Below are 21,089 nucleotides of genomic sequence, written 5' to 3' on the forward strand. Positions count from 1 at the left end.
CGCATGCAGCCTTCCGCACCGTCCCCGGCCCCCTCCCCCGCGCCCTCCGCCGCGCCGCGTTTCGACGAGCGGCTGACGGCGCCCCGCTCGTGGTGGGTCATCGTGGTCCTGCTCGGCATCTCCGGCGGTCTGGTCATGTTCCCGCTGGGTACGGTCCCGCTGCTCGGCGGCGTGATCGTGGCGGGGGTGCTCGCCGGGATGGCGGTCTCCTCGTACGGCTCCGCGCGGATCCGGGTGACGGCCGGTTCGCTGGTCGCGGGCGACGCGCGGATCCCGGTGACGGCGCTGGGGGCGGCCGAGGTGCTCGACGAGGAGGGGGCGCGCGCCTGGCGCACGTACAAGGCGGACCCGCGCGCCTTCATGCTGATGCGCAGCTACGTGCCCGGGGCGGTGCGGATCGTGGTGACGGACCCGGCGGACCCGACGCCGTACGTCTACCTGTCGACGCGGGAGCCCGCGGCGCTGGTGGCGGCCCTGGAGGCCGAGCGTCCCGGCGCCGAGGACTGAGCGGGCGGACCCCGTCCGGGTCTAGAAGCCCAGTTCCCCGGGGTTCTCGGGCTGCTCCAGCGGGGGCAGCTCGCGGAGGGCGTCCCAGGGGACCTGGCGGGTGCGGAGGTCCTTGCGGATGTGCCCGGCGAGCTTCTTGGTGTCGCGGCGGTTCATGACCGCGCCGACGGCGGCTCCGACCATGAAGGGCATGAGGTTCGGCAGGTTGCGGACCATGCGTTTCATGATCTGCTGGCGCAGTTCGCGCTTGAGCTGCCCGCCGAGGGCCGCGTTGACCGTGGTGGGCTTGGTGGGGTCGATGCCCCGCTCCTCGGCCCAGGAGGTCAGGTAGGCCGCCGAGCGCTGGGCGAGCCGGCCGGGGGGCCGCAGCCCGTAGACCTCGTGGAGTTCGGCGATGAGCTTGAGTTCCACGGCGGCGACGCCGGTGATCTCGGCCGCCAGTTCGGCCGGCATGGCCGGGGGGACCGGGAGCATGGCGGCAGCGCCGACGCCCGCGCCGACGGTCGAGCTCGCGTTCGCCGCGCCCGCGACGAGTTTGTCCGCGAGCTCCTCGGGGCCGAGCCCGGGGAAGTGTCTGCGGAGGGTCGCCAGATCGCGGACGGGGATCCGCGGGGCGAGGTCGATCAGCCGGTCGGCGAGGTAGCCGATGCCGGCCTTGGCGCCGTCTCCGCCGCGCCTGACTCCCCGCGTGACCCCACGCCGGACGGCGTCGATCCGCTCGGAGTCGATCCTGATCCGGTCGAGCTGGGACCGTGCCGGGTCGGCCAGCCTTCTGACGGCGCCGAGGCGCCCGTCCTGCCGCGCCACGTGTTGCCCGTCGCGGCCCGTCTCCCGCTCCGCCGGCAGGGACGCCGGATCAGGCTCGGTGACCGCTTCGAGCGAGGCCGGGTGGCCTCGCTCGTCGTCACGTGCGCCGGGGGAGGGCAGGGGGGCGGCGTGCTCGGCTTCAGGGGCCTCCTGGGCGCCCTCTGCCGGGCCTGAGCCGCCCTTGTGCGTCCGAGGGCTCCCGGGGAGCCTCAGACGCCGCTTCCGGGAAGGTGTGTCGCCTGCCACGGCCGGGCGACCTCAGTCGCAGTCACGGCAGATCGGCTGGCCGTTCTTCTCCCTGGCCAGCTGGCTGCGGTGATGCACGAGGAAGCAGCTCATGCAGGTGAACTCGTCGGCCTGCTTGGGCAGGACCCGGACGGCCAGCTCCTCGTTCGAGAGGTCGGCGCCGGGCAGCTCCAGGCCCTCGGCGGCCTCGAACTCGTCGACGTCGACGGTCGAGGTCGACTTGTCGTTCCGGCGTGCCTTCAGTTCCTCAAGGCTGTCCGAGTCGACGTCGTCGTCGGTCTTGCGTGGGGTGTCGTAATCCGTTGCCATGTCGCTCTCCCCCTCTGGGTGGTTGCGGTGTCTCCAGCGCACGTAACGCGTGAGAGGTCGGACTTGTGCCCGACCTGAGGCGGAGATTTTGCCTCACATCAAGGTCTGTTACTCAATCGACACCCGTCGCCCGCTCTCGCGAGTGATCGGCTTCGGGTGGCGAACCGGACCGTACACGGTCCTCCGGGCGCCCCACACAGGCGCCACCCCGTGTACTTCCCGTCATTCCGGGCCCCGGAAACCCGGACTTTTCCTGGTTTTCCGAGGGATTTCTCGGTCACGGAGAGTGGAGATCCGGACACCCTCTCCTGTGATCGATCACACATGAGCGTCTCAGAATCAGGGCCACGGAATTCCGCGCAAAGCGAACGGAACCGGTCGGCTCGTGCAGTGTGTCAGATCGGCAGAGTGACGCGCATCACGAGACCACCGCCCTCGCGGGGCTCCGCGATGATACGGCCGCCGTGGGCCCGGGCCACGGACCGTGCGATCGACAGGCCGAGACCGACCCCCTTGTCGCTGCCGGTCCGCTCCTGCCGGAGCCTGCGGAACGGCTCGAAGAGGTTGTCGATCTCGTACGCGGGAACGACCGGCCCCGTGTTCGAGATGACCAGCACGGCCTGGCCGTGCTCCGTCTCGGTGCCGACCTCCACCCAGCCGTCCTCCGGCACGTTGTACCGCACCGCGTTCTGGAGCAGGTTCAGGGCGATCCGCTCCAGCAGGACGCCGTTGCCCTGGACGACCGCGGGATCCAGCTCGCGCCGGATCTCCACGCCCTTGGCCGCGGCCTCGGCGTGCGTCTGGTCGATCGCCCGGGAGGCGACCTCGGCGAGGTCGACGGCCTTGCGCTCGATGATCTGGTTGTCGCTCCGGGCCAGCAGCAGCAGGCCCTCGACGAGCTGCTCGCTGCGCTCGTTGGTGGCGAGCAGCGTCTTGCCCAGTTGCTGGAGCGCCACGGGCGCCTCGGGGTCCGAGACGTGGATCTCCAGGAGGGTGCGGTTGATCGCGAGCGGGGTCCGCAGCTCGTGCGAGGCGTTCGCGACGAACCGCTGCTGTGCGGTGAAGGCCCGCTCCAGGCGCTCCAGCATCTCGTCGAAGGTGTCGGCGAGCTCCTTGAGCTCGTCGTCGGGGCCGTCCAGCTCGATCCGCCGGGCCAGGTCGGAACCGGCCACCTGGCGGGCGGTGCGGGTGATCCGGCCGAGCGGGGAGAGCACCCGTCCCGCCATGGCGTAGCCGAAGGCGAAGGCGATGATGCTCAGGCCGAGCAGGGCGAAGAGCGAGCGGCGCAGGAGGTCGTCCAGGGCCAGGTCGCTCTGGTGGCGCAGACAGACCGAGACCGCGTCGTTGAACTGGTCTCCGGTTCCCGTGTTGGGCAGCCGGCACCAGGAGGTCGTCGGCAGCACCTCGCCCTTGACGATCTTGAAGGGCAGCTGGGCCGCGCTGTCGCCCAGCGCCTGCGCCGTGAAGAGGTAGATGATCGACAGCAGCAGGATGCCCGCGATGAGGAACATGCCGCCGTAGAGCAGGGTGAGCCGTATCCGGATGGTCGGGCGCAGCAGCGGCCGGACCGGGTCGCGGGGGTCCCAGGTCGGCTTCGGGGGCGCCTGGGGGTGGGGCGCGGGAGTCGTGGCCATCGGGTCAGATCCGGTACCCGGAGCCGGGCACGGTGACGATGACGGGCGGCTCGCCGAGCTTGCGGCGCAGGGTCATGACGGTGACGCGCACGACGTTGGTGAAGGGGTCGGTGTTCTCGTCCCACGCCTTCTCCAGGAGCTGCTCGGCCGAGACGACGGCGCCCTCGCTGCGCATGAGGACCTCCAGGACGGCGAACTCCTTCGGCGCGAGCTGGACCTCCTTGCCCTCGCGGAAGACCTCTCGGCGGTTCGGGTCGAGCTTGATGCCGGCGCGCTCCAGGACGGGCGGGAGCGGCACGGTGGTCCGCCGGCCGAGGGCGCGCACGCGCGCGGTGAGCTCGGTGAAGGCGAACGGCTTGGGCAGGTAGTCGTCGGCGCCGAGCTCCAGGCCCTCCACGCGGTCGCTGACGTCGCCGGAGGCGGTGAGCATCAGGACGCGGGTGGGCATGCCGAGCTCGACGATCTTGCGGCAGACGTCGTCGCCGTGCACGAGCGGGAGGTCTCGGTCGAGGACGACGACGTCGTAGTCGTTGACGCCGACGCGCTCCAGGGCCGCCGCGCCGTCGTACACGACGTCGACGGCCATGGCCTCCCGGCGCAGTCCGGTGGCCACCGCATCGGCGAGCAGCTGCTCGTCCTCGACGACGAGTACGCGCACGTCGTTCATCCTTCCCGTCAAGCCGCTGTCCGAGGGAGGACCGGCTGGAATCCACGCACTGACTGTGCGTGTCCATCCTGCCCCGTACGCGCGTAAACCGGCTGTAAGACGGCGGTGCGGGGGGCCCCGCGGAGGGGCCGCGAGCGGGGGGCGCGCGGCGGGGCGCGAAGAATTCACCTGATTCACGGGCCAGTTGAGGTTTCTCTGAGGAAGGGCATGGGGAGGACGACTGCACACCCCGTGATCACGCCCTGTATGTGGCGCGCCACCTACCGCTCTCTGTCCCCCAGAGGCATCAGTGTGTGATCCACCCACCCTCGGCACACCCCCGTGCCAACGGACCCACGACGAGGGGGCGCACGATGGACGCTTTCACCGCAGGACTGCTGCACCGCATCAGGACCACGCAGACCGACCTCACGCGAGCTCGTGAGACGGGCGACGACTACCTGGTGGACGTCGAGCAGGCAGAGCTGGACGACCTGCACCGACTGGCCGCCGAGCACGGCGTGGAGGTCGCCGTACCCGGCGTCTGACACGTCACGCCCGATCGACCCTTTGGGACGCACGAGGCCCCGGCGCCGCTCCCGGCGCCGGGGCCTCGTGCGTCCGTCTCACGGCCCGCTAGTCGTGCCAGGCCCCCAGCTCCTCCAAGAGCTCCTGGAGGGGCCCGAAGAGGCCGGGAGAGGCCGCCAGGGTCAGTTCGCCGGACTCCGGCTCCCCGGGGCGGCCGCCGGTCAGCGCGCCCGCCTCGCGGGCGATGAGCGCCCCGGCCGCGAGGTCCCAGGGGTTGAGGCCGCGCTCGTAGTACGCGTCGAGGCGGCCGGCCGCGACGTCGCAGAGGTCGATGGCGGCCGATCCGCCGCGGCGGATGTCGCGGACCATGGGGATCACGTGCCGCGCGACCTCCGCCTGGTGGGCGCGGCGCGCCTGGACGTATCCGAAGCCGGTGCCCAGGAGGGCCTGGTCGAGCGAGGGCGAGGGCCGGACGGCGAGGCTCCGGTCCCCCGCGTGGGCGCCGCCGCCGAGGACCGCGTGGTACGTCTCGCCGCGCATCGGCACCTCGACGACGCCGGCCACGGTCCGGCCGTCCTGCTCGGCGGCGATCGAGACGGCCCAGGTGGGCAGTCCGTACAGGTAGTTCACGGTGCCGTCGAGCGGGTCGATCACCCAGCGGACGCCGCTGGAGCCGGGGCTGGAGGCGCCCTCCTCGCCGAGGAGGCCGTCCTGCGGGCGGTGCTCGGCGAGGAAACCGGTGATCAGCTTCTCGGCGGCGATGTCCATCTCGGTGACCACGTCGATGGCGCTGGACTTGGTCTTGGCCACGGTGAGGTCGTCCGGGCGGCCGTCGCGCAGCAGCGCTCCGGCCAGTCGGGCGGCCTCCCGGGCGAGGTCGAGCAGTTCGGTGTGCAGGGGGTCGGTCACGCTGGCTCCTTACGCGTACGGACTGTCGGCGCCGGCCGCGGCCGGCCGCTCGGCCCTGGCGGGGCAGCAGCCGATCGGGCACAGGTCGTGGGAGGCCCCGAGCGCGCCCAGCGCGCACCGCTCGGCCCTGCTCCCGCGCTCGTGCGCCGCCCGCTCCAGGACGAGCTCGCGGACGGCCGCGGCGAAGCGGGGGTCGGCGCCGACGGTGGCGGAGCGCCGGACGGGCAGTCCGAGTTCGGCCGCCTTGGCCGTGGCCTCGGTGTCGAGGTCGTAGAGGACCTCCATGTGGTCGGAGACGAAGCCGATCGGGACCATGACGGCCGCGGGGGCTCCGGCTCCGTGCAGTTCCTCCAGGTGGTCGCAGATGTCGGGCTCCAGCCACGGGATGTGGGGGGCGCCGCTGCGGGACTGGTAGACGAGCTTCCAGGGGCGGTCGACGCCGGTGCGCTCGCGGACCGCGTCGGCGATCGTCCGCGCCGTGTCGAGGTGCTGGCGGACGTAGGCCCCGCCGTCGCCGTGGTCGGAGACCGGTCCGGAGCTGTCGGCGGCGGAGTCGGGGATGGAGTGGGTGGTGAAGGCGAGGTGGGCGCCGTCCCGCACGTCCGGGTCGAGGTCGGCGAGGGAGGCGAGGACGCCTTCGATCATGGGCTCGACGAAGCCGGGGTGGTTGAAGTAGTGCCGGAGCTTGTCCACGCGGGGCAGCGGGAGGCCCTCGGCCTCCAGCGTGGCGAGGGCGTCGGCGAGGTTCTCCCGGTACTGGCGGCAGCCGGAGTAGGAGGCGTACGCGCTGGTGGTGAGGACGGCGATGTGGCGTCGTCCGTCGGTGACCATCTCGCGGAGGGTGTCGGTGAGGTAGGGCGCCCAGTTCCGGTTTCCCCAGTGGACCGGGAGGTCCAGGCCGGCCTCCGAAAAGTCTGTCCGCAGCGCGGCGAGGAGCGCGCGGTTCTGGTCGTTGATCGGGGAGACGCCGCCGAAGAGGAAGTAGTGCTGTCCCACTTCCTTGAGCCGTTCCTTCGGGATGCCGCGGCCGCGCGTCACGTTCTCCAGGAACGGGACCACGTCGTCCGGGCCCTCCGGGCCGCCGAAGGAGAGCAGCAACAGGGCGTCGTACGGGGCGGGATCGTGCTGATCGGACATGGCACCGATCCTCCCACCCGGCGGCGGCGCCCCGGGGTGCGGCCCGTCCGAGGGCGGAGGTCCGGAAAAAGGGGGATGACCTGGCGACTTCAACACCGTAGGCTTTAGCTATTAATTACACGTGTTGAGTCGTCGCGCGGAGCCAGCTCCGAAGCACGGAGATCCGGAGACCCCCTTGCCCAGTCCCTACCGCGCGATCTTCGAGGCCCCCGGCACGGCCTCGTTCTCCGTCGCGGGCTTCTTCGGCCGGATGCCGCTGTCCATGATGGGCATCGGCATCGTGACCATGATCTCGCAGGTCACCGGCCGGTACGGGCTCGCCGGCGCACTCTCCGCGACCCTCGCGATGTCCGCCGCGGCCCTCGGTCCCCGGGTCTCGCGGCTCGTCGACCGGCACGGGCAGCGCGCGGTGCTGCGGCCCGTGACGCTGGTCTCGCTGGCGGCGGCGGCCGGCCTCCTCGTCTGCGTGCAGCAGGAGGCCCCCGACTGGACGCTGTTCGTCTTCACCGCCGTGATCGGCTGCGTGCCGAGCGTCGGGGCGATGACCCGGGCCCGCTGGGCCGAGATCTACCGGGGCGACGGGCGGCGCCTGCACACCGCGTACTCGTGGGAGTCGATCGTCGACGAGGTGTGCTTCATCTTCGGCCCGATCATCTCCATCGGACTGTCGACGACCTGGTTCCCCGAGGCCGGCCCGCTGTTCGCCGGGGTCTTCCTGACCATCGGCGTCTTCTGGCTGACCGCCCAGCGCGCCACGGAGCCGGTGCCGCACCCCCGGGAGGCCGACGGGAAGACCGCGTCCGCGCTCCGCTCCCCCGGCCTCCAGGTGCTGGCCCTGGCCTTCGTCGCCACCGGCGCCATCTTCGGCTCGGTGGACGTGGTGACCGTCGCCTTCGCCGAGGAGCGGGGCCAGAAGGCCGCCGCCAGCCTCGTCCTGGCCGTCTACGCGCTGGGCTCCTGCCTGGCCGGCGCCGTCTTCGGGCTGCTGCACCTCAAGGGCGCACCGTCCCGCCGCTGGCTGCTGGGCATCTGCGCGATGGCCGTGAGTATGATCCCCCTCCTACTGGCCGGGAACCTGCCGTTGCTGGCCGTGGCGCTCTTTGTCGCGGGCCTGTCCATCGCACCGACGATGGTGACCACCATGGCCCTCGTCGAAGCGCACGTACCGCGCACCAAGCTGACCGAGGGCATGACCTGGACGGGTACCGGCCTCGCGATCGGCGTGGCGCTCGGCTCGTCGGCCGCCGGCTGGGTGGTCGACGCGTCGGGGGCGAAGGCGGGGTACGTGGTGCCCGTCGTCTCGGGCGCCGTCGCGGTCGCGGTGGGTCTCCTCGGACATCGCCGGCTGAACAGGCCGGCACCCAACCGGGAGGGGCAGCGTGAGCGGGACGACAACAGCGGGGTCGGGGAGCACCAGGGCGGCGGGCAGCCCGTGGCGTAACTGGGCGGGGAACGTCACCTCGCGCCCGGTGCGGGAGGTGAGCCCGGCCTCGGCCGAGGAGCTGGCCGAGGCGGTGCGCCGGGCGGCCTCGGACGGACTGCGGGTGAAGACGGTCGGCACCGGTCACTCCTTCACCTCGATCGCGGCCACCGACGGAGTCCTGATCCGGCCCGGTCTGCTGACCGGAATCCGGCGCATCGACCGCGAGGCGATGACGGTGACGGTCGAGTCGGGCACCCCGCTCAAGCGGCTCAACGTGGCGCTGGCCCGCGAGGGCCTGTCGCTCACGAACATGGGCGACATCATGGAGCAGACGGTCGCCGGCGCCACCTCCACCGGCACCCACGGCACCGGCCGCGAGTCGGCCTCGATCGCCGCGCAGATCCGCGAGCTGGAGCTGGTGACCGCCTCGGGCGAGCTGCTGACCTGCTCGGAGAAGGAGAACCCGGAGGTCTTCGCGGCCGCCCGGATCGGTCTCGGCGCCCTCGGCGTGGTCACGGCGATCACCTTCGCCGTGGAGCCGGTCTTCTTCCTCACCGCGCGCGAGGAGCCGATGAGCTTCGACCGGGTGACCTCGGAGTTCGACGCGCTGCACGCGGAGAACGAGCACTTCGAGTTCTACTGGTTCCCGCACACGGACAACTGCAACACCAAGCGCAACAACCGCAGCGCGGGCCCCGCGGCACCTCCCGGACGGGTCAGCGGCTGGATCGAGGACGAGCTCCTCTCCAACGGTGTCTTCCAGCTCGCCGTCTCGCTGGGCCGCGCGGTCCCGCCGGTGATCCCCTCGATCGCCAAGGTCTCCAGCCGGGCCCTGTCGGCCCGTACGTACACCGACATCCCGTACAAGGTCTTCACCTCGCCGCGCCGGGTGCGCTTCCTGGAGATGGAGTACGCGCTGCCGCGCGAGGCCGCCGTCGCCGCGCTGCGCGAGGTGAAGGCGATGGTCGAGCGCTCGCCGCTGAAGGTGAGCTTCCCGGTGGAGGTGCGGACGGCGCCGGCCGACGACATCGCGCTCTCCACGGCCTCGGGCCGGGAGACCGCGTACATCGCCGTCCACCTGTACAAGGGCACGCCCCACCACGCGTACTTCACCGCGGTGGAGCGGATCATGACGGCGCACGGGGGCCGTCCCCACTGGGGCAAGGTGCATACCCGCGACGCCGCCTACTTCGCCGAGGTGTACCCGCGCTTCGCCGAGTTCACGGCGCTGCGCGACCGGCTCGACCCGGACCGCCTGTTCGCCAACGACTACCTGCGGCGGGTCCTGGGCGACTGACCGTCACCCGGTGCCGGCTCCGGTCGTCGCCGGGGCCTCGGGCTCGGCGGCGCCGGTGCTCGGCTCGCCGGTCGGGGCGGTCGGCGTCGGGCCGGTCGTGGGACCGGTCGGCGTCGGGGCGGGCGTCTCGCCGCCGGTGGAGCCGGAGGGGGTCGGCTGCGCCGAAGGGGTTCCCGTTCCGGTCTCGCCCCCGTCGGAGCCCCGGCCGGAGTCCCCGTCGTCCGGGGTCGCCGGGGAGCCGGTCGCGGGAGCACCGCCGTCCGAAGGCCGCCCGGTGCCGTCGGTGGAGCCGGACGGAGTGGGCGCGGGCCCGGTGTCCCGGTCCGGCGCCTGCCGCCCGGCGTTCCCGCCGACGACGGTTCCGAAGGTGGTCGTGCCCTGCCGGCCGCCGAAGTCCTCGCCGGAGACCAGCTCGTAGGCGGTGATGCCGCCCATGGTGACGCCGAAGACCAGGGCGGCGGCGACGGCCGGGCGCTTCCAGCCCCGGACGCGGGTGCCGTGGGTGGTCGCGTCGCCGAACTCCTCGTCGTACGGGACGGGGGCGGGCGCGAACGTACCGAGCATCACGGTGCGGTCGTCCTGCGGCCCGGCCACGACCGGGACCTGACGGGCCTTCGGCTTCGCGGCCGCGGTCGCGTCGCGCATCTGTTCGCCGGTGCGCCGGAAGAGGTGCTGGAAGAGCGGGCCGCCGCAGGTGGCGATGACGCTGATCACGCCGGCGCCGACGATGGTTCCGTACACGCCGAGGGTGGAGGCGAGCTTGGCCGCGATGACGGCGGCCAGGGCGCTGCCGGAGACCTGGGCGACGCTCAGGTCGATCCTTCTCCTGCCGCTCTCCTTCTCCTCCTTCGGTTCGTCCGTGTCGGTCTCCGGCCTGTGACGCATCTCCAACCCCTGACGGCTCATCCGTTCGCCTTGCACCCAGAAGGGACATATGGGCGAAGCGAATAGTTCCGTTTCTGCTGTTTCTGTGAACAGTGACACGTATGGGGGAAGATCACGGAGACTCAACTCCCGTACCGCCCGAGAAGTTGGGCGGCGCGCCGGTCCACCCACGTGGCCCGAATGGAGTACATTGGCGAACCCTGGGTCCGGACGCCTTCGGGTGCCCGGGATCAAGGCGAGAGCGCCGAAAGGGGCACTCGAACCGGTGACGCCGCGGCACCGCACGGAAACCGGCTGCACAGAGTGACCGCCAGTCACTTTGGGTAGCCAACAGGTCACCGTGTCATAACGGCGTTCCAGGGTCCATGCCCGACACGCCGGGCAACTCGGCAAGGTAGTGGCAGGCTGCACCCGGGCAGGCCACACTCGACTAGCGGAAGCAGCGACGCACGTGACGTCGGCAGGCACCACCCGGGAGGTCCCCATGCCCGAACTGCGTGTCGTGGCCGTCTCCAACGACGGCACACGACTGGTGCTGAAGGCTGCTGACAGCACGGAGTACACGCTTCCGATCGACGAGCGACTCCGTGCCGCCGTGCGCAACGACCGCGCGCGCCTCGGCCAGATCGAGATCGAGGTGGAGAGCCACCTCCGCCCCCGTGACATCCAGGCGCGGATACGAGCCGGTGCCTCCGCCGAGGAGGTCGCCCAGCTCGCCGGCATCCCCGTCGACCGGGTGCGCCGCTTCGAGGGCCCCGTGCTCGCCGAGCGCGCCTTCATGGCGGAGCGGGCCCGCAAGACCCCGGTCCGCCGGCCCGGCGAGAACACCGGGCCGCAGCTCGGCGAGGCGGTGCAGGAGCGACTGCTGCTGCGCGGCGCCGACAAGGACACCGTGCAGTGGGACTCCTGGCGCCGCGACGACGGCACCTGGGAGGTGCTGCTCGTCTACCGGGTCGCCGGCGAGGTCCACACGGCCAGCTGGACCTACGACCCGCCGCGGCGGCTCGTCCAGGCCGTGGACGACGAGGCACGGGCCCTGATCGGCGAGACCGACGACACGATCGCCGCCGCGCCGGAGCCCAGCTTCCCCTTCGTGCCGCGCATCGCCCGGCTGCCCCGGGACAGGCCCCTCGACCGTGCCCTGGACCGCCAGCTCGACCACCGCCAGCTGGAGCGTGCCTCCGCGCCCGCCGAGCCGGAGGAGGAGCGGGACTCGCTGACGAGCCTCCTGGAGGCGGTCCCGAGCTTCCGCGGCGACATGGTCGTCCCCGAGCAGCCGGACGGCGAGCCCGTGGAGGAGCCCGAGGCGGAGGAGCCGCCGGCCCCGGCCGCTTCGGCCGGCGCGGGTTCCGCGTACGCGGACGTCCTCATGCCGCGCGCGGTCTCGGGCCACCGGGACCGGCTCACCGGAACCACGGACCGACAGGCCGAGGCGGACGGCGTCCGGCCCGGCCGCCGCGCCGCGGTCCCCAGCTGGGACGAGATCGTCTTCGGCACGCGCCGCAAGAAGCAGGACTGACGCGAGCGAGCGCCGTGCCCGTACGGGAGGAGGCCCGCGCCGCACGACGGCGCGGGCCCTCTCCCACGGACTACCGCGGGTCGGGGCCCGTGGCCACCGGACGGGCGGGGTCCGAGGACCACTCCGACCACGAGCCCGCGTACAGGGCGGCGGAGACGCCCGCGATCTCCAGGGCCAGGACCTCGTGCGCGCCCGAGACACCGGAGCCGCAGTAGACCGCGACGGACGTGCCCTCGGCGGCGCCGAGCGCGGTGAACCGTTCGCGCAGCGCGTCGGCGCCCAGGAAACGCCCCTCCGCGTCGACGTTCTCCGTCGTCGGGGCCGAGACGGCACCCGGGATGTGCCCGCCGACGCGGTCGATGGGCTCCACGTCCCCGCGGTAGCGCTCGGCCGCCCGGGCGTCCAGGAGCAGCCCGGCGTCGGCCAGCGCGGCCGCGCCGTCGGCGTCGAGCAGCCCGAGACCGCCCGGCTCCGGCCGGAAGTCGCCCGGCTCGGGCACCGGGGCCTTCTCCGTCAGCTCCCCCGTCCAGGCCGCCAGGCCGCCGTCCAGGACCCGCACGTCCCGGTGGCCCGCCCAGCGGAGCAGCCACCAGGCACGGGCCGCGGCCCAGCCGAGCCCGCCGTCGTACACCACGACGGACCGGCCCGCCGAGACGCCCGCGCGGCGCATCGCGGCCCCGAAGGCCGCCACGTCGGGCAGCGGGTGGCGGCCGCCGCTCCCCGGCGGGCCGGCGAGCTCCGCGTCCAGGTCGACGTAGACCGCGCCCGGCAGGTGGCCGGACTCGTACGCGGGCCGCCCGGGCGGCCCGCCCAGGGTCCAGCGGACGTCCAGGAGGACGGGCGGCCGCGGCCCGGCCGACTCGCTCAACAGTTCGCTTGCGGAGATGATGGGCTTCATGGGTGCCATCCTCGCGCAGCCGCACGGCCGCCGGGGACGGACCCGGCGTCCTCCCCGCCGGATCGCGCCGTCCTTCGGCGCGGCCCGGAGCGCGCCGAGCGCCCTTCGGTGACACGATCGGATCGGGGGCACGGCCACGACGATGGTCCGAGGAGAGAGAGACGATGACCGAGGCGACTCGGCGCACACCCGGCACGCCCTGTTGGGTGAGCCTGATGGTGCACGGGCTTGACGCCACCCAGGAGTTCTACGGCGCGCTCTTCGACTGGGAGTTCGTGCCCGGTCCACGGCAGCTCGGGCCGTACGTGCGCGCGCTGCTCGGCGGCAAGGAGGTGGCGGGCATCGGCCAGCTGCCGCCCGACCGCCATCTGCGGATCGCGTGGACGCCCTATCTGACCACCGTCGACGCCGACGAGACCGCCGAGAGCATCCGCTGCTGCGGGGGCACCGTCGCGGTGGGCCCGCTCGACGCGGGCGAGGCGGGCCGTCTCGCGGTCTGCTCGGACCCGGTCGGCGCCGTCTTCGGCGTCTGGCAGGCGGAGGCCCACCACGGCACGGCGACGGCCGGCCCGCCGGGGACCCCGGTCTGGAACGAGCTGCTGACGTACGAGACGTCCTCGGTCGGCAAGTTCTACCGGTCGGTCTTCGGACTGGAGGTCGAGCCGATCGTCTCCGCCGACCACGACTACGCGACGCTCGTCGCGGACGGCCGCCCGGTGGCGTCCCTGCACGGGGTCGGCAACGCGCTGCCACGGGACCGCGGCCCGCACTGGATGACGTACTTCGAGGTGGCCGACACGGACGCGGCGGCGCGGTTCGTCGTGGAGCTGGGCGGCCGGGTGCTGCGCCCTCCGCGCGAGGCCACGGCGGGCCGGCTGGCCGTGGTGGCGGACCCGGAGGGCGCGGTCTTCACCCTGGTCAGGTCCGCCGCGGACTGACCCGCGGGCCCGACGGGATCAGCCGCGCAGGGTCCTGGCGAGGCCGCGGCGGAGCCGGGCGGGGCCGTAGCGGAAGGGCGCCGGGGCTCCACCGGGCAGGCCGAGCCGGGTGAGCCGTTCCGAGGTGAAGTGGTGGACGATGTCCGGGTCGGCGTGGTGGGCCGCGAGGAAGCGGGTCGCCTCCGCGCGGAGACCGGGATGGATCTTGTGCCGCATGCAGTAGCCGACGGCCCGCACCAGGGGCGTCAGCGAGGCCGGGGCGGTGCCGGGGACGGCGGGCTCCTCGCCGCCCTCCAGGTCGGCGACGAGGTGGTCGACGACGGTGAGCGGGATCCGGTTGCTGTTCTCGAAGGGTGTCAGGCGCCCGAGGACCTCGGCCGTGCCCACGCGCGCGATGGGGATGCCGTAGTGGACGGCGGCCGTGAGCATCGCCGTGGAGAAGCAGCCGACGACCAGTGCGGGCCGGCAGCGCTCGTAGAAGGTCTCGGCGAGCAGCGGGCCGTCGAGGACGGTCAGCCGGACGCCGGAGCGCTCCGCCTCCTCGTGGAGGGCCTGGGAGTAGCGCGCGGGCGCCGTCGGGTGTGGCTTGAAGACCACCGAGCGGTGTCCGGCGCCCGCGGCCCCGCGCAGCATCCGCACGTGCAGTTCCTCTTCCTCCTCGGCGGTGAGCAGGCCGAGGGCGGCGAGGTACTGGCCGAGCAGCAGGGCCGTCGCCCCGGCGGCGGCCGATCGGGCGATGCCCGGGTCGTCGGCCGCCTCCTCGGCGATCTCGGCGAGGACGGCGCGGAAGGCGCTGTCGGGGACGATCTCGGGCTCCACGCCGTACTCGGAGAGGAGGAGGGGCCGGAGCCCCGGCACCAGGTCGAGGTGGAGGACGCGGCGGATGCGGCAGGCGATCGACTGGGCGAGGTCGGAGCGGGTGGGGCCGTAGCTCATCAGGCCGTCGGCGTAGACGTGCAGCTCGCTCTCGGGGAAGGCGCCGGCCAGCGCCTTGGCCGGGTTGACCTGGATGGACTCGACGATCAGCTCCACCGGGGCGCTGCCGAGGTCCCAGGCCGTGCGCAGCACCCGCTGCCAGAGCGGGGCCTCCTCGGGGCGCGGCGCCCAGCCGGCGGGGTGGTACGGGTGGATGGTGGCGTTCCAGTCGAGGGTGGCGTCGAAGCGGGCGGCGATGCGGCCGTAGCCGGTCATGTGCTCCAGGCGCAGCGCGGTCTCGGGGATCTCGGCGTTGTGCGAGAGCAGCAGGATCCTGCGGACGTCCGCGCGCGGGCCGAACCGTCCGGCGTCCAGGGCGGCGGCGAGCGTGGCGGCGCCGTACAGGGTGGACACCTGGAAGAGCTGGACCGGGCGGCTGTCGGCGGGCGTGGCCGGGGTCGTGGCGGAGGCGGTGGATGCCGTGTCGGGTGCCATGCTTCAGGCGGTCCTTCCGGTGTCGCGCAGGCTCCGCAGGAGGGTGCTGCGCGGGGTGTCCATGGTGGCCAGGGTCTCGTCGAGGACCTGCTGCGGCATCCGGTGCAGGGCGTCGCGGACGTCGGCGCGCAGCCGTCGGGCGACGGCGGGCTCGTACGTGCCGACCTTGCCCATGTGGAAGGCGATCATCGCGCAGTAGGTGCGGACCGCCTTCGGCAGGAACCGGTCGGCCTCCGCGTCCCGGGAGACGTCGGCGAGCAGGAGGTCGTAGGACGGGATGAAGTCCAGCTGGCGGTTGTCGGTGATCTGGGTGAGCGAGGTGGTGACGCCCCGCCGGTAGAAGACGCCGTGCAGGGAGAGCGCGGCGAAGGTACGGGCCTTGAGGTGGAGCCGCCAGATCCAGAGACGGTCCTCCGCGGTCCTGAGGGAGGTCTCGAAACGCGAGGCGCCGTCCTCGAAGAGCCGTCCGGCGTAGATGCCGAAGGGGACGAACGGATAGTCCACCATCGTCACCATGCTGGCCGGCGAGATGCCGTCCCGGGGGTCCATGACCGTGTCGCGGCGCTTGGCCGGCGCATAGCGGATCTGCCGCCTGCGGCCTTCGGAGAGCACGTGGTCGGTGCGGGCGAAGTCGCAGTCCAGCCGGGAGATCCCGGCCACGGCGGCGCTCAGGTGGCCGGGGGCGTACCAGTCGTCGCCGTCGAGGAAGGTCAGGTAGTCGCCGCGCGCCGCGTCGATCCCGGTGTTGCGGGCCTGGGCGACTCCTCGGTTCGTCTCGTGCCGGATGACGGTGGCGTGGGGGAGGCGGTCGCGCCAGCGGTCGAGGATCTCCGGGGTGTCGTCCGTCGAGCAGTCGTCCACCAGCAGGAACTCGAACTCGGGGTCCGCGTTGGCGACGAGGCTGCGCAGGGTGTCGGGCGCGTACGCCCCGACGTTGTGGAACGGTACGACGACGGACAGTTTCGGCACTCGGAATCCCCATGCTGGTGCGAACGGCTGAGGGCCGCTCGGCTGGACGTCGCTCGGGTGGCCGCCGCTCGGTCGCGCGCCGCCACGGCGGGCAGGTTAGTCATCGGTTCTCCCGGGTGAACGAGCCGCGCGTGCACGCCGGGTGAACTCTTGCCGTCTCCCGAGCACACCCGTCACGGCCAGCGCGAGGACGGCCGCAGCTCCGGCGGCGCCGCCGAGCCGGAGCCCCGGGGGCCGGAAGGAGCAGCGCACGGTCGTCGCCCGCCCGTCGAGGGGGACCGCGACGAGCCCTTCGTACGCGCGCGCGGGGCGCGGGCCCCCGTCTCCCGCGGCGCAGCGCCAGCCGGAGATGCGGGGCGCGGCAAGGACGGCGACGCCGGTGCTGCCCGGCGGGAGTTCGGCCGTGACGGTGTGTCCGGTGGCACGCACGCGCGTGGCGCCGGTTTCGGTGAGCCGGCGTACGGCGGAGTCGAGGCGGGCGCGGACCAGGCAGCCGACGGCCTGGCGGGGCAGCCGGACGCGGGCCTCGGGGGCCAGTGCGATCCGGACCTCGCCGGTGGCGGGGACGATGCCGAGCGGACGCATGGGAGCGCGGACGGACGGCGGCTTCCCCTCGAACTCCACCGGCTCGCCGCCGGCGAGGGCCGCCGTGCCCCGGTACTCGGGCGCCCAGAACCAGACCTGGGAGCCCGCCGGGCAGCGGGTGGTGAGGGTCTGTCCGGTGCGGTGCGGTGCGGTCGGCAGCTCGTAGACGTCGGTGCCGAGCAGGCGTTCCTGCCGGGCGAAGGCGGAGTCCCCGGGGTGCGTGGCGGGCCGGCCCGGCGGGCGGACGGTGACCAGCGGCGGGACCGGCGTGGTGGTGGCGGTGACGGTGGCCCGGGGCAGGGCGTCCTGGCGTACCGGCTCGGTCGGCGTCGAGCGGATCCGGGTGCCGATGGCGAAGAGGGCGTCCGTCACGGGGTTGTCGAGGCTGACCGGATGCCGGCCCTTGGCGTAGTGGCCGAAGCCCAGGCCGTCGAGGGTGCGGGAGGTCACCTCGGCGGTGAGGCTGCTGTAGTAGTCGGCGCCCTGGCCGCCGACGAGCAGGACGTCGTTGCCTCCGGGCACCTCTCCGGGGTCCGTGCGGTGGTGCGGCCAGGCGTCGGCGCGCGCCGCCTCGCGGGCGACGTCCTCGTGCCAGGGGCCGATCCGGGGGGACCAGGACACCTCGCCGCGCTGCTGCTCCTCGATCCGCTTCCCGGTGACGGCGGCCTCGCCCGCCTGGGCGGCGACGAGCAGCACCACGGCCAGTGCGGGGAGCACGCGCGCGTGGCTCCGTCGGCCGGCCGCCAGGGCGAGCAGGACCGCGGCGAGCGCGAGGAACGCGGCCGCGCCGAACGCCGGGAAGGTCCACCGGTCGATGTCGACGCTCCCCCGTGCCGCCCAGGCCAGGACCCCGAGCAGGGCGCCACCCGCGAGGAGCGCGGCCGGCCGCGGGACGCCGCGGGCGGCCGAGAACCAGGCCCCGACGAGCAACAGGCCGCACAGGACGAAGGTCTGGCGGTACGGGATGCCGTTCGGCGAGGCCCCGGCGTGCCACAGCAGGTGGGTGGGTTCCCACTGGAGGGAGAGCGTCACCAGGAGGATCGCGGCCGTCCACCCGGTCCGGACGCGCGCGGGGACGGCCCGGTTGAACGGCAGCGTCAGGGCCAGGGCGAGGGCGGGCGTGCCGATGAAGAGGGCGGGGCTGGCCACGCTGGACGTCGCCGGCAGGAAGCGGGCGAGGACCTCGGTCCAGGCGGCGGGCGCGAAGGTGGTCTCCGGGGTCGGGTCGGCGACCTTCGTGGCGACGTACACGACCACGACGAGCGGGGCGGCGAGGCCGACGCCGACGAGCACGCTCCGGGCGGCGCGCAGCGCCCCGGCGACGCGCTGCCGGGCGGACGCGGTCTCCTCCGCGGTGAGCAGCCGGACGGCGAGGACGACGGCCGCGCCGAGGGTCGCCATGTACGCGGTGTAGAAGTTCGCGATCCAGGCGAGGGCGACGACGAGCGGGCCGAGGACGGGGCGTCGGCCGGTGCGGGCCCACTCGCCGACCAGGCAGAGCAGCGGGAAGGCGACCAGCCCGTCGAGCCACATCGGCACGGTGGCGGCGTAGTTGAACGTCCAGCCGGAGAGGGCGTAGGCGGTGCCGAGCACCGCGGCGACCGGCCAGGGCCCGGGGCGCAGCCGCAGGAGCAGGAGCGCCATCGCCGCCCCCGCCGCGGTGATCTTGGCCGCGGTGACCACGTAGAGGGCGAGTTCGATCCGGTCGGCCGGGAAGGCCACGACGAGCAGGTCGAAGGGGCTGCTCAGATAGGTCCCGATGTCGCCGAGGAAGTTCGCCCCGAAGCCGGAGTTCCAGTTGAGGAAGGCGTCGCCGTGCGTCTCGCCGTGGAGGAGTGCGCGCCAGTAGGCGTGGTAGGGCAGGTACTGCTGGCCCAGGTCGACGATGTTCCTGGTCACCGGGCCGAACGGGTAGCTGCGGGAGAGCCGGCCCGCGACGCAGAGGAGCACGGCGGTGAGCAGGGCGGCGCCGAGGGGCGCGGCGACGGCCGGGTTCCGCGGTCCCCGTCGCGAGCCGCCGGGCGGGCCGTCCTCCCCGACCTCGCCCTCGTCCTCGTCCTCGTCGCGCACGGTCTCGGCGGCGGGTGGCACACGTCCTCCAGGGGGCGCACGGAGCGGGAAGGCGCCCGGAGGTGAGGTCGTCGCGGGCCGACCGCCATTACCGCCGAGGCGGGCGACCCTGAACCGATCACCAGGCGGGCTTCCGGCACACCCCGGGTGAACTCCCGGTGCCGTGCGCCGGGGGGACCCTGGTGTCGCGCCGCCCGGGGCGGACCCCGGTGCACGGCGTCGGGGCGCACTCCCCGGTGGTGCGCCCCGACGCCGTGCGCTCCCGCCGGATCAGCCGGCCGAGGTCGGGGCGAGGAGCTCGTCGACGGTTCGGGCGACGGTGCCGAAGAGGTCGGTGACCGTGGTGAGGGCCGCGGCCTGGAGGGCGTCGGACGGCAGGACGGCGCCGTCGGGAGCGGTCAGCGGGCGGGTGGCGGTGGCCTCGGCGACCACGGTGGGGCGGTAGCCGCGGTGGAAGGCCCCCTGCGCGGTGAAGAGGACGCACATGTGCGTCATGAACCCGGCGATGACGAGGTCGCCGTCGGCGCCGAGGCCCTGGAGGGTCTCGTGGAGGTCGGTGGCGTGGAAGGCATCGGGGAACTGCTTGACGACCACCTTCTCGCCCTCGGCGGGGGCGACCTCGTCGCTGATGGCCCCGATCTCGGCCCGGATGTCGTAGGGGGTGCCCTCTCCCCCGTCGTTGACGACGTGCACGACGGGCGTACCGGCGGCGCGGGCGGCCGCGAGCAGCCGGGCGCCGGCGGCGAGCGCCCGCTCGGCCCCGTCGAGCCGCATGACGCCGGAGCGGTAGGTGTTCTGGAAGTCGATCATGATCAGGGCGGATCCGCCCAGGCGCGGGAGCCCCTGGGGCAGGCCGATCACGTCGCGCAGGGTGGTGGACGCGGTCGGGGCGGTGGGCACGGTCGGGGCGGTGGCGGTCATGGAGGTTCCCTTTCGACGGATGGAGGCGAGGGGTGTTACACACGCTAACACATGTCGTAATCATTGATTACGCGACCGCGCACCCAACTCCCCCCTCGCGACGAACCCCCAGGTCCGGCCTGTTAGCGCTGTTATCGTGGGGCCATGTCGACGGCCCGAGAGCGCATCCTGGAAGCCACCGGAGAGCTGCTCGCCACCAAGGACGCCCTGGCCATCTCGACCCGCGCCATCTGCGACCGCGCCAAGGTCGGCATGCCCGAGATCTACCGCCAGTTCGGCGACAAGCAGGGGCTGCTCACGGCGGTGGCCGACGTGGGCTTCGAGCGCTTCCTCGCCGACAAGCGGCGCAACCCGCTCACCGACGACCCGGTGGCGGACCTCCGCACCGCGTGGGACGGCCACGTCGGGTTCGCGCTGCGCAACCCCCACCTCTACCGACTGATGTTCACTCCGACGGGTGACGCAAAGCCGCGGGCGATCGACGAGGCCCGGGCGATCCTCCTCCAGGCCGTCGAGCGCTGCCGCGACGCCGGACGCCTGCGCACGGCCCCCGAACTCGCCGGCCAGACGATCCTCTCCGCCAACGTGGGCGTGTGCATGATGGCGCTCTCCTTCCCCGACCTGTTCGGGGACCCCGCCGTCTCGTGGTCGGTGCGCGACGCCGTGATCGGCAAGGTCACCGGCGACGAGCGGGAGGACACGCGGATCGGCGCCGCGACCGTCCTCGCCCAGGCGCTCGTCGGCACCCTCAACGGCACCGCGCCCGTCGACGGCGCGACCCTCGGCCGTCTGACGGACGCGCTGCGCCCGCCGACCGGCCCGACCGCGGAGTCGTGACCCCGCCGCCACCGACGACGGCAGGGCCTCCCGGGAATCCCGGGAGGCCCTGTTCGTACGGTCGGCGCGTGGCCGGCCGGCTCAGTAGGTCGTGGGCACGTAGCTGTAGCAGGGGCCCTTGCCGGCCCCACCGCCGCTCCACTCCGGGTCGCCCTCGAACATCAGCATGTCTCCGGTGCGCGGCCCCACGATGCCGTCGACCGACAGGGACCCGCCCGTGCCCCGCTGCACGTCGATGACGGCCTGACGGGTCTTCGGGCCCCAGATGCCGTCCTCGGCGACCTTGGCCACGCCCCAGTAACGGCCGCGGTCGATCGCGTAGTTGATCAGGTGCTGCACGCACCGGACGGCGGTGGTGCCGTTCGGGTAGCCGTTCCCGATGTACGACGCGCCGGTCGATGCGCTCGCGCTGCCGCCCGTCACGGTGCCGGTGAGCAGGGCGGCGGCGGCCGCGACGAGGGCGGCCTGCGACGTGAGCTTCTTGAACAAGGCAGGGTCTCCTGAACAGGTGGAGGGAAGTGGTGCGGCCACCACTCTCCGCCACCCCGCCCGGAAGGGCGACGGCTCCCGCGGGATGGGACGTCCCGTCCCGTTCCCACCGTCCCTGACCTGCG

At 73.4% G+C, this 21,089-nt stretch carries 20 protein-coding genes; 7 read left to right on the plus strand and 13 right to left on the minus strand.

Annotated features, from left to right (window positions below; all coding sequences use genetic code 11):
• The first annotated feature begins 3 nt into the window (after positions 1 to 3).
• Positions 4 to 507, plus strand: a complete 504-nt coding sequence (locus AB0424_RS15375) for a DUF3093 domain-containing protein (protein ID WP_366305521.1) — start codon at positions 4 to 6, stop codon at positions 505 to 507.
• A 21-nt stretch (positions 508 to 528) separates the two neighbouring features.
• Here the strand turns inward: AB0424_RS15375 and AB0424_RS15380 are convergent, their stop codons facing one another.
• The 4 genes from AB0424_RS15380 to AB0424_RS15395 form a co-directional block, all read right to left on the minus strand.
• Positions 529 to 1,560 carry a hypothetical protein gene (locus AB0424_RS15380; RefSeq protein ID WP_366305522.1) on the minus strand — a complete coding sequence of 344 codons (1,032 nt, stop codon included), beginning with the start codon at positions 1,558 to 1,560 and terminating at the stop codon, positions 529 to 531.
• Between the two features lie 12 nt (positions 1,561 to 1,572).
• Entirely contained in the window at positions 1,573 to 1,869 is a 297-nt protein-coding gene (locus AB0424_RS15385; protein WP_003955561.1) for a DUF4193 domain-containing protein, read from the minus strand.
• 395 nt (positions 1,870 to 2,264) lie between these two features.
• The gene (locus tag AB0424_RS15390) at positions 2,265 to 3,503 is read right to left on the minus strand and encodes a HAMP domain-containing sensor histidine kinase (protein WP_366305524.1); all 1,239 of its coding nucleotides are present in this window, start codon (positions 3,501 to 3,503) and stop codon (positions 2,265 to 2,267) included.
• Between the two features lie 4 nt (positions 3,504 to 3,507).
• Positions 3,508 to 4,161 (minus strand): response regulator transcription factor, encoded by a 654-nt coding sequence (locus AB0424_RS15395; RefSeq protein ID WP_017237674.1) that lies wholly within the window; start codon positions 4,159 to 4,161, stop codon positions 3,508 to 3,510.
• Positions 4,162 to 4,523: 362 nt separating this feature from the next.
• Here AB0424_RS15395 and AB0424_RS15400 point away from each other — a divergent pair, with 362 nt between their 5' ends.
• Entirely contained in the window at positions 4,524 to 4,697 is a 174-nt protein-coding gene (locus tag AB0424_RS15400; RefSeq protein ID WP_366305526.1) for a hypothetical protein, read from the plus strand.
• A gap of 88 nt (positions 4,698 to 4,785) precedes the next feature.
• On the opposite strand, the gene AB0424_RS15405 is transcribed toward AB0424_RS15400, so the two are convergent.
• Positions 4,786 to 5,586 carry an inositol monophosphatase family protein gene (locus tag AB0424_RS15405; RefSeq protein WP_366305528.1) on the minus strand — a complete coding sequence of 267 codons (801 nt, stop codon included), beginning with the start codon at positions 5,584 to 5,586 and terminating at the stop codon, positions 4,786 to 4,788.
• Positions 5,587 to 5,595: 9 nt separating this feature from the next.
• A complete protein-coding gene (locus AB0424_RS15410) occupies positions 5,596 to 6,723 on the minus strand; it encodes a ferrochelatase (protein ID WP_366305530.1) in 1,128 nt (375 codons plus the stop codon).
• A 175-nt stretch (positions 6,724 to 6,898) separates the two neighbouring features.
• On the opposite strand from AB0424_RS15410, the gene AB0424_RS15415 reads away from it, so the two are divergent.
• A complete protein-coding gene (locus AB0424_RS15415; RefSeq protein WP_366305532.1) occupies positions 6,899 to 8,164 on the plus strand; it encodes an MFS transporter in 1,266 nt (421 codons plus the stop codon).
• Positions 8,103 to 9,443: a D-arabinono-1,4-lactone oxidase gene (locus AB0424_RS15420; protein WP_366305533.1), complete on the plus strand. Its 1,341-nt coding sequence runs from the start codon at positions 8,103 to 8,105 to the stop codon at positions 9,441 to 9,443. The genes AB0424_RS15415 and AB0424_RS15420 overlap by 62 nt, the downstream gene beginning before the upstream one ends.
• A 3-nt stretch (positions 9,444 to 9,446) precedes the next feature.
• On the opposite strand, the gene AB0424_RS15425 is transcribed toward AB0424_RS15420, so the two are convergent.
• Entirely contained in the window at positions 9,447 to 10,328 is an 882-nt protein-coding gene (locus tag AB0424_RS15425) for a hypothetical protein (protein WP_366305534.1), read from the minus strand.
• A gap of 451 nt (positions 10,329 to 10,779) precedes the next feature.
• Between AB0424_RS15425 and sepH the strand changes: the two genes are divergently transcribed.
• Positions 10,780 to 11,847: a septation protein SepH gene (sepH, locus tag AB0424_RS15430; RefSeq protein WP_366305536.1), complete on the plus strand. Its 1,068-nt coding sequence runs from the start codon at positions 10,780 to 10,782 to the stop codon at positions 11,845 to 11,847.
• Positions 11,848 to 11,917: 70 nt separating this feature from the next.
• On the opposite strand, the gene AB0424_RS15435 is transcribed toward sepH, so the two are convergent.
• Positions 11,918 to 12,745 carry a sulfurtransferase gene (locus AB0424_RS15435; protein WP_366305538.1) on the minus strand — a complete coding sequence of 276 codons (828 nt, stop codon included), beginning with the start codon at positions 12,743 to 12,745 and terminating at the stop codon, positions 11,918 to 11,920.
• Positions 12,746 to 12,909: 164 nt separating this feature from the next.
• Here AB0424_RS15435 and AB0424_RS15440 point away from each other — a divergent pair, with 164 nt between their 5' ends.
• Positions 12,910 to 13,683, plus strand: coding sequence for a VOC family protein (locus tag AB0424_RS15440; protein WP_366305540.1), 774 nt, complete (start codon positions 12,910 to 12,912; stop codon positions 13,681 to 13,683).
• 18 nt (positions 13,684 to 13,701) lie between these two features.
• Here the strand turns inward: AB0424_RS15440 and AB0424_RS15445 are convergent, their stop codons facing one another.
• From AB0424_RS15445 to AB0424_RS15460, 4 genes are all read right to left on the minus strand, one after another.
• Entirely contained in the window at positions 13,702 to 15,093 is a 1,392-nt protein-coding gene (locus AB0424_RS15445) for a polysialyltransferase family glycosyltransferase (RefSeq protein WP_366305542.1), read from the minus strand.
• Between the two features lie 3 nt (positions 15,094 to 15,096).
• Positions 15,097 to 16,062 (minus strand): glycosyltransferase family 2 protein, encoded by a 966-nt coding sequence (locus AB0424_RS15450; RefSeq protein ID WP_366305544.1) that lies wholly within the window; start codon positions 16,060 to 16,062, stop codon positions 15,097 to 15,099.
• Between the two features lie 96 nt (positions 16,063 to 16,158).
• On the minus strand, positions 16,159 to 18,738 hold the full coding sequence (locus tag AB0424_RS15455) for a YfhO family protein (RefSeq protein WP_366305546.1): 2,580 nt from the start codon (positions 18,736 to 18,738) through the stop codon (positions 16,159 to 16,161).
• 249 nt (positions 18,739 to 18,987) lie between these two features.
• Positions 18,988 to 19,638 (minus strand): isochorismatase family protein, encoded by a 651-nt coding sequence (locus AB0424_RS15460; RefSeq protein ID WP_366305547.1) that lies wholly within the window; start codon positions 19,636 to 19,638, stop codon positions 18,988 to 18,990.
• Positions 19,639 to 19,782: 144 nt separating this feature from the next.
• On the opposite strand from AB0424_RS15460, the gene AB0424_RS15465 reads away from it, so the two are divergent.
• Positions 19,783 to 20,475, plus strand: coding sequence for a TetR/AcrR family transcriptional regulator (locus tag AB0424_RS15465; RefSeq protein ID WP_366305549.1), 693 nt, complete (start codon positions 19,783 to 19,785; stop codon positions 20,473 to 20,475).
• 81 nt (positions 20,476 to 20,556) lie between these two features.
• Here AB0424_RS15465 and AB0424_RS15470 read toward each other — a convergent pair whose 3' ends face one another.
• Positions 20,557 to 20,964, minus strand: a complete 408-nt coding sequence (locus tag AB0424_RS15470) for a peptidoglycan-binding domain-containing protein (RefSeq protein ID WP_366305551.1) — start codon at positions 20,962 to 20,964, stop codon at positions 20,557 to 20,559.
• Between the last annotated feature and the right edge of the window lie 125 nt (positions 20,965 to 21,089).

Source organism: Streptomyces sp. NPDC051180 (genome assembly GCF_040689545.1).
Taxonomy (GTDB): Bacteria; Actinomycetota; Actinomycetes; order Streptomycetales; family Streptomycetaceae; genus Streptomyces.

What these genes read in the sequence shown, in the direction of transcription:
- AB0424_RS15375 (WP_366305521.1), top strand. Translation starts at nt 4, where the DNA reads ATGCAGCCTTCCGCACCGTCCCCGGCCCCCTCCCCCGCGCCCTCCGCC.
- AB0424_RS15385 (WP_003955561.1), bottom strand. Translation starts at nt 1,869, where the DNA reads ATGGCAACGGATTACGACACCCCACGCAAGACCGACGACGACGTCGAC.
- AB0424_RS15390 (WP_366305524.1), bottom strand. Translation starts at nt 3,503, where the DNA reads ATGGCCACGACTCCCGCGCCCCACCCCCAGGCGCCCCCGAAGCCGACC.
- AB0424_RS15400 (WP_366305526.1), top strand. Translation starts at nt 4,524, where the DNA reads ATGGACGCTTTCACCGCAGGACTGCTGCACCGCATCAGGACCACGCAG.
- AB0424_RS15410 (WP_366305530.1), bottom strand. Translation starts at nt 6,723, where the DNA reads ATGTCCGATCAGCACGATCCCGCCCCGTACGACGCCCTGTTGCTGCTC.
- AB0424_RS15425 (WP_366305534.1), bottom strand. Translation starts at nt 10,328, where the DNA reads ATGCGTCACAGGCCGGAGACCGACACGGACGAACCGAAGGAGGAGAAG.
- AB0424_RS15435 (WP_366305538.1), bottom strand. Translation starts at nt 12,745, where the DNA reads ATGAAGCCCATCATCTCCGCAAGCGAACTGTTGAGCGAGTCGGCCGGG.
- AB0424_RS15440 (WP_366305540.1), top strand. Translation starts at nt 12,910, where the DNA reads ATGACCGAGGCGACTCGGCGCACACCCGGCACGCCCTGTTGGGTGAGC.
- AB0424_RS15445 (WP_366305542.1), bottom strand. Translation starts at nt 15,093, where the DNA reads ATGGCACCCGACACGGCATCCACCGCCTCCGCCACGACCCCGGCCACG.
- AB0424_RS15460 (WP_366305547.1), bottom strand. Translation starts at nt 19,638, where the DNA reads ATGACCGCCACCGCCCCGACCGTGCCCACCGCCCCGACCGCGTCCACC.
- AB0424_RS15465 (WP_366305549.1), top strand. Translation starts at nt 19,783, where the DNA reads ATGTCGACGGCCCGAGAGCGCATCCTGGAAGCCACCGGAGAGCTGCTC.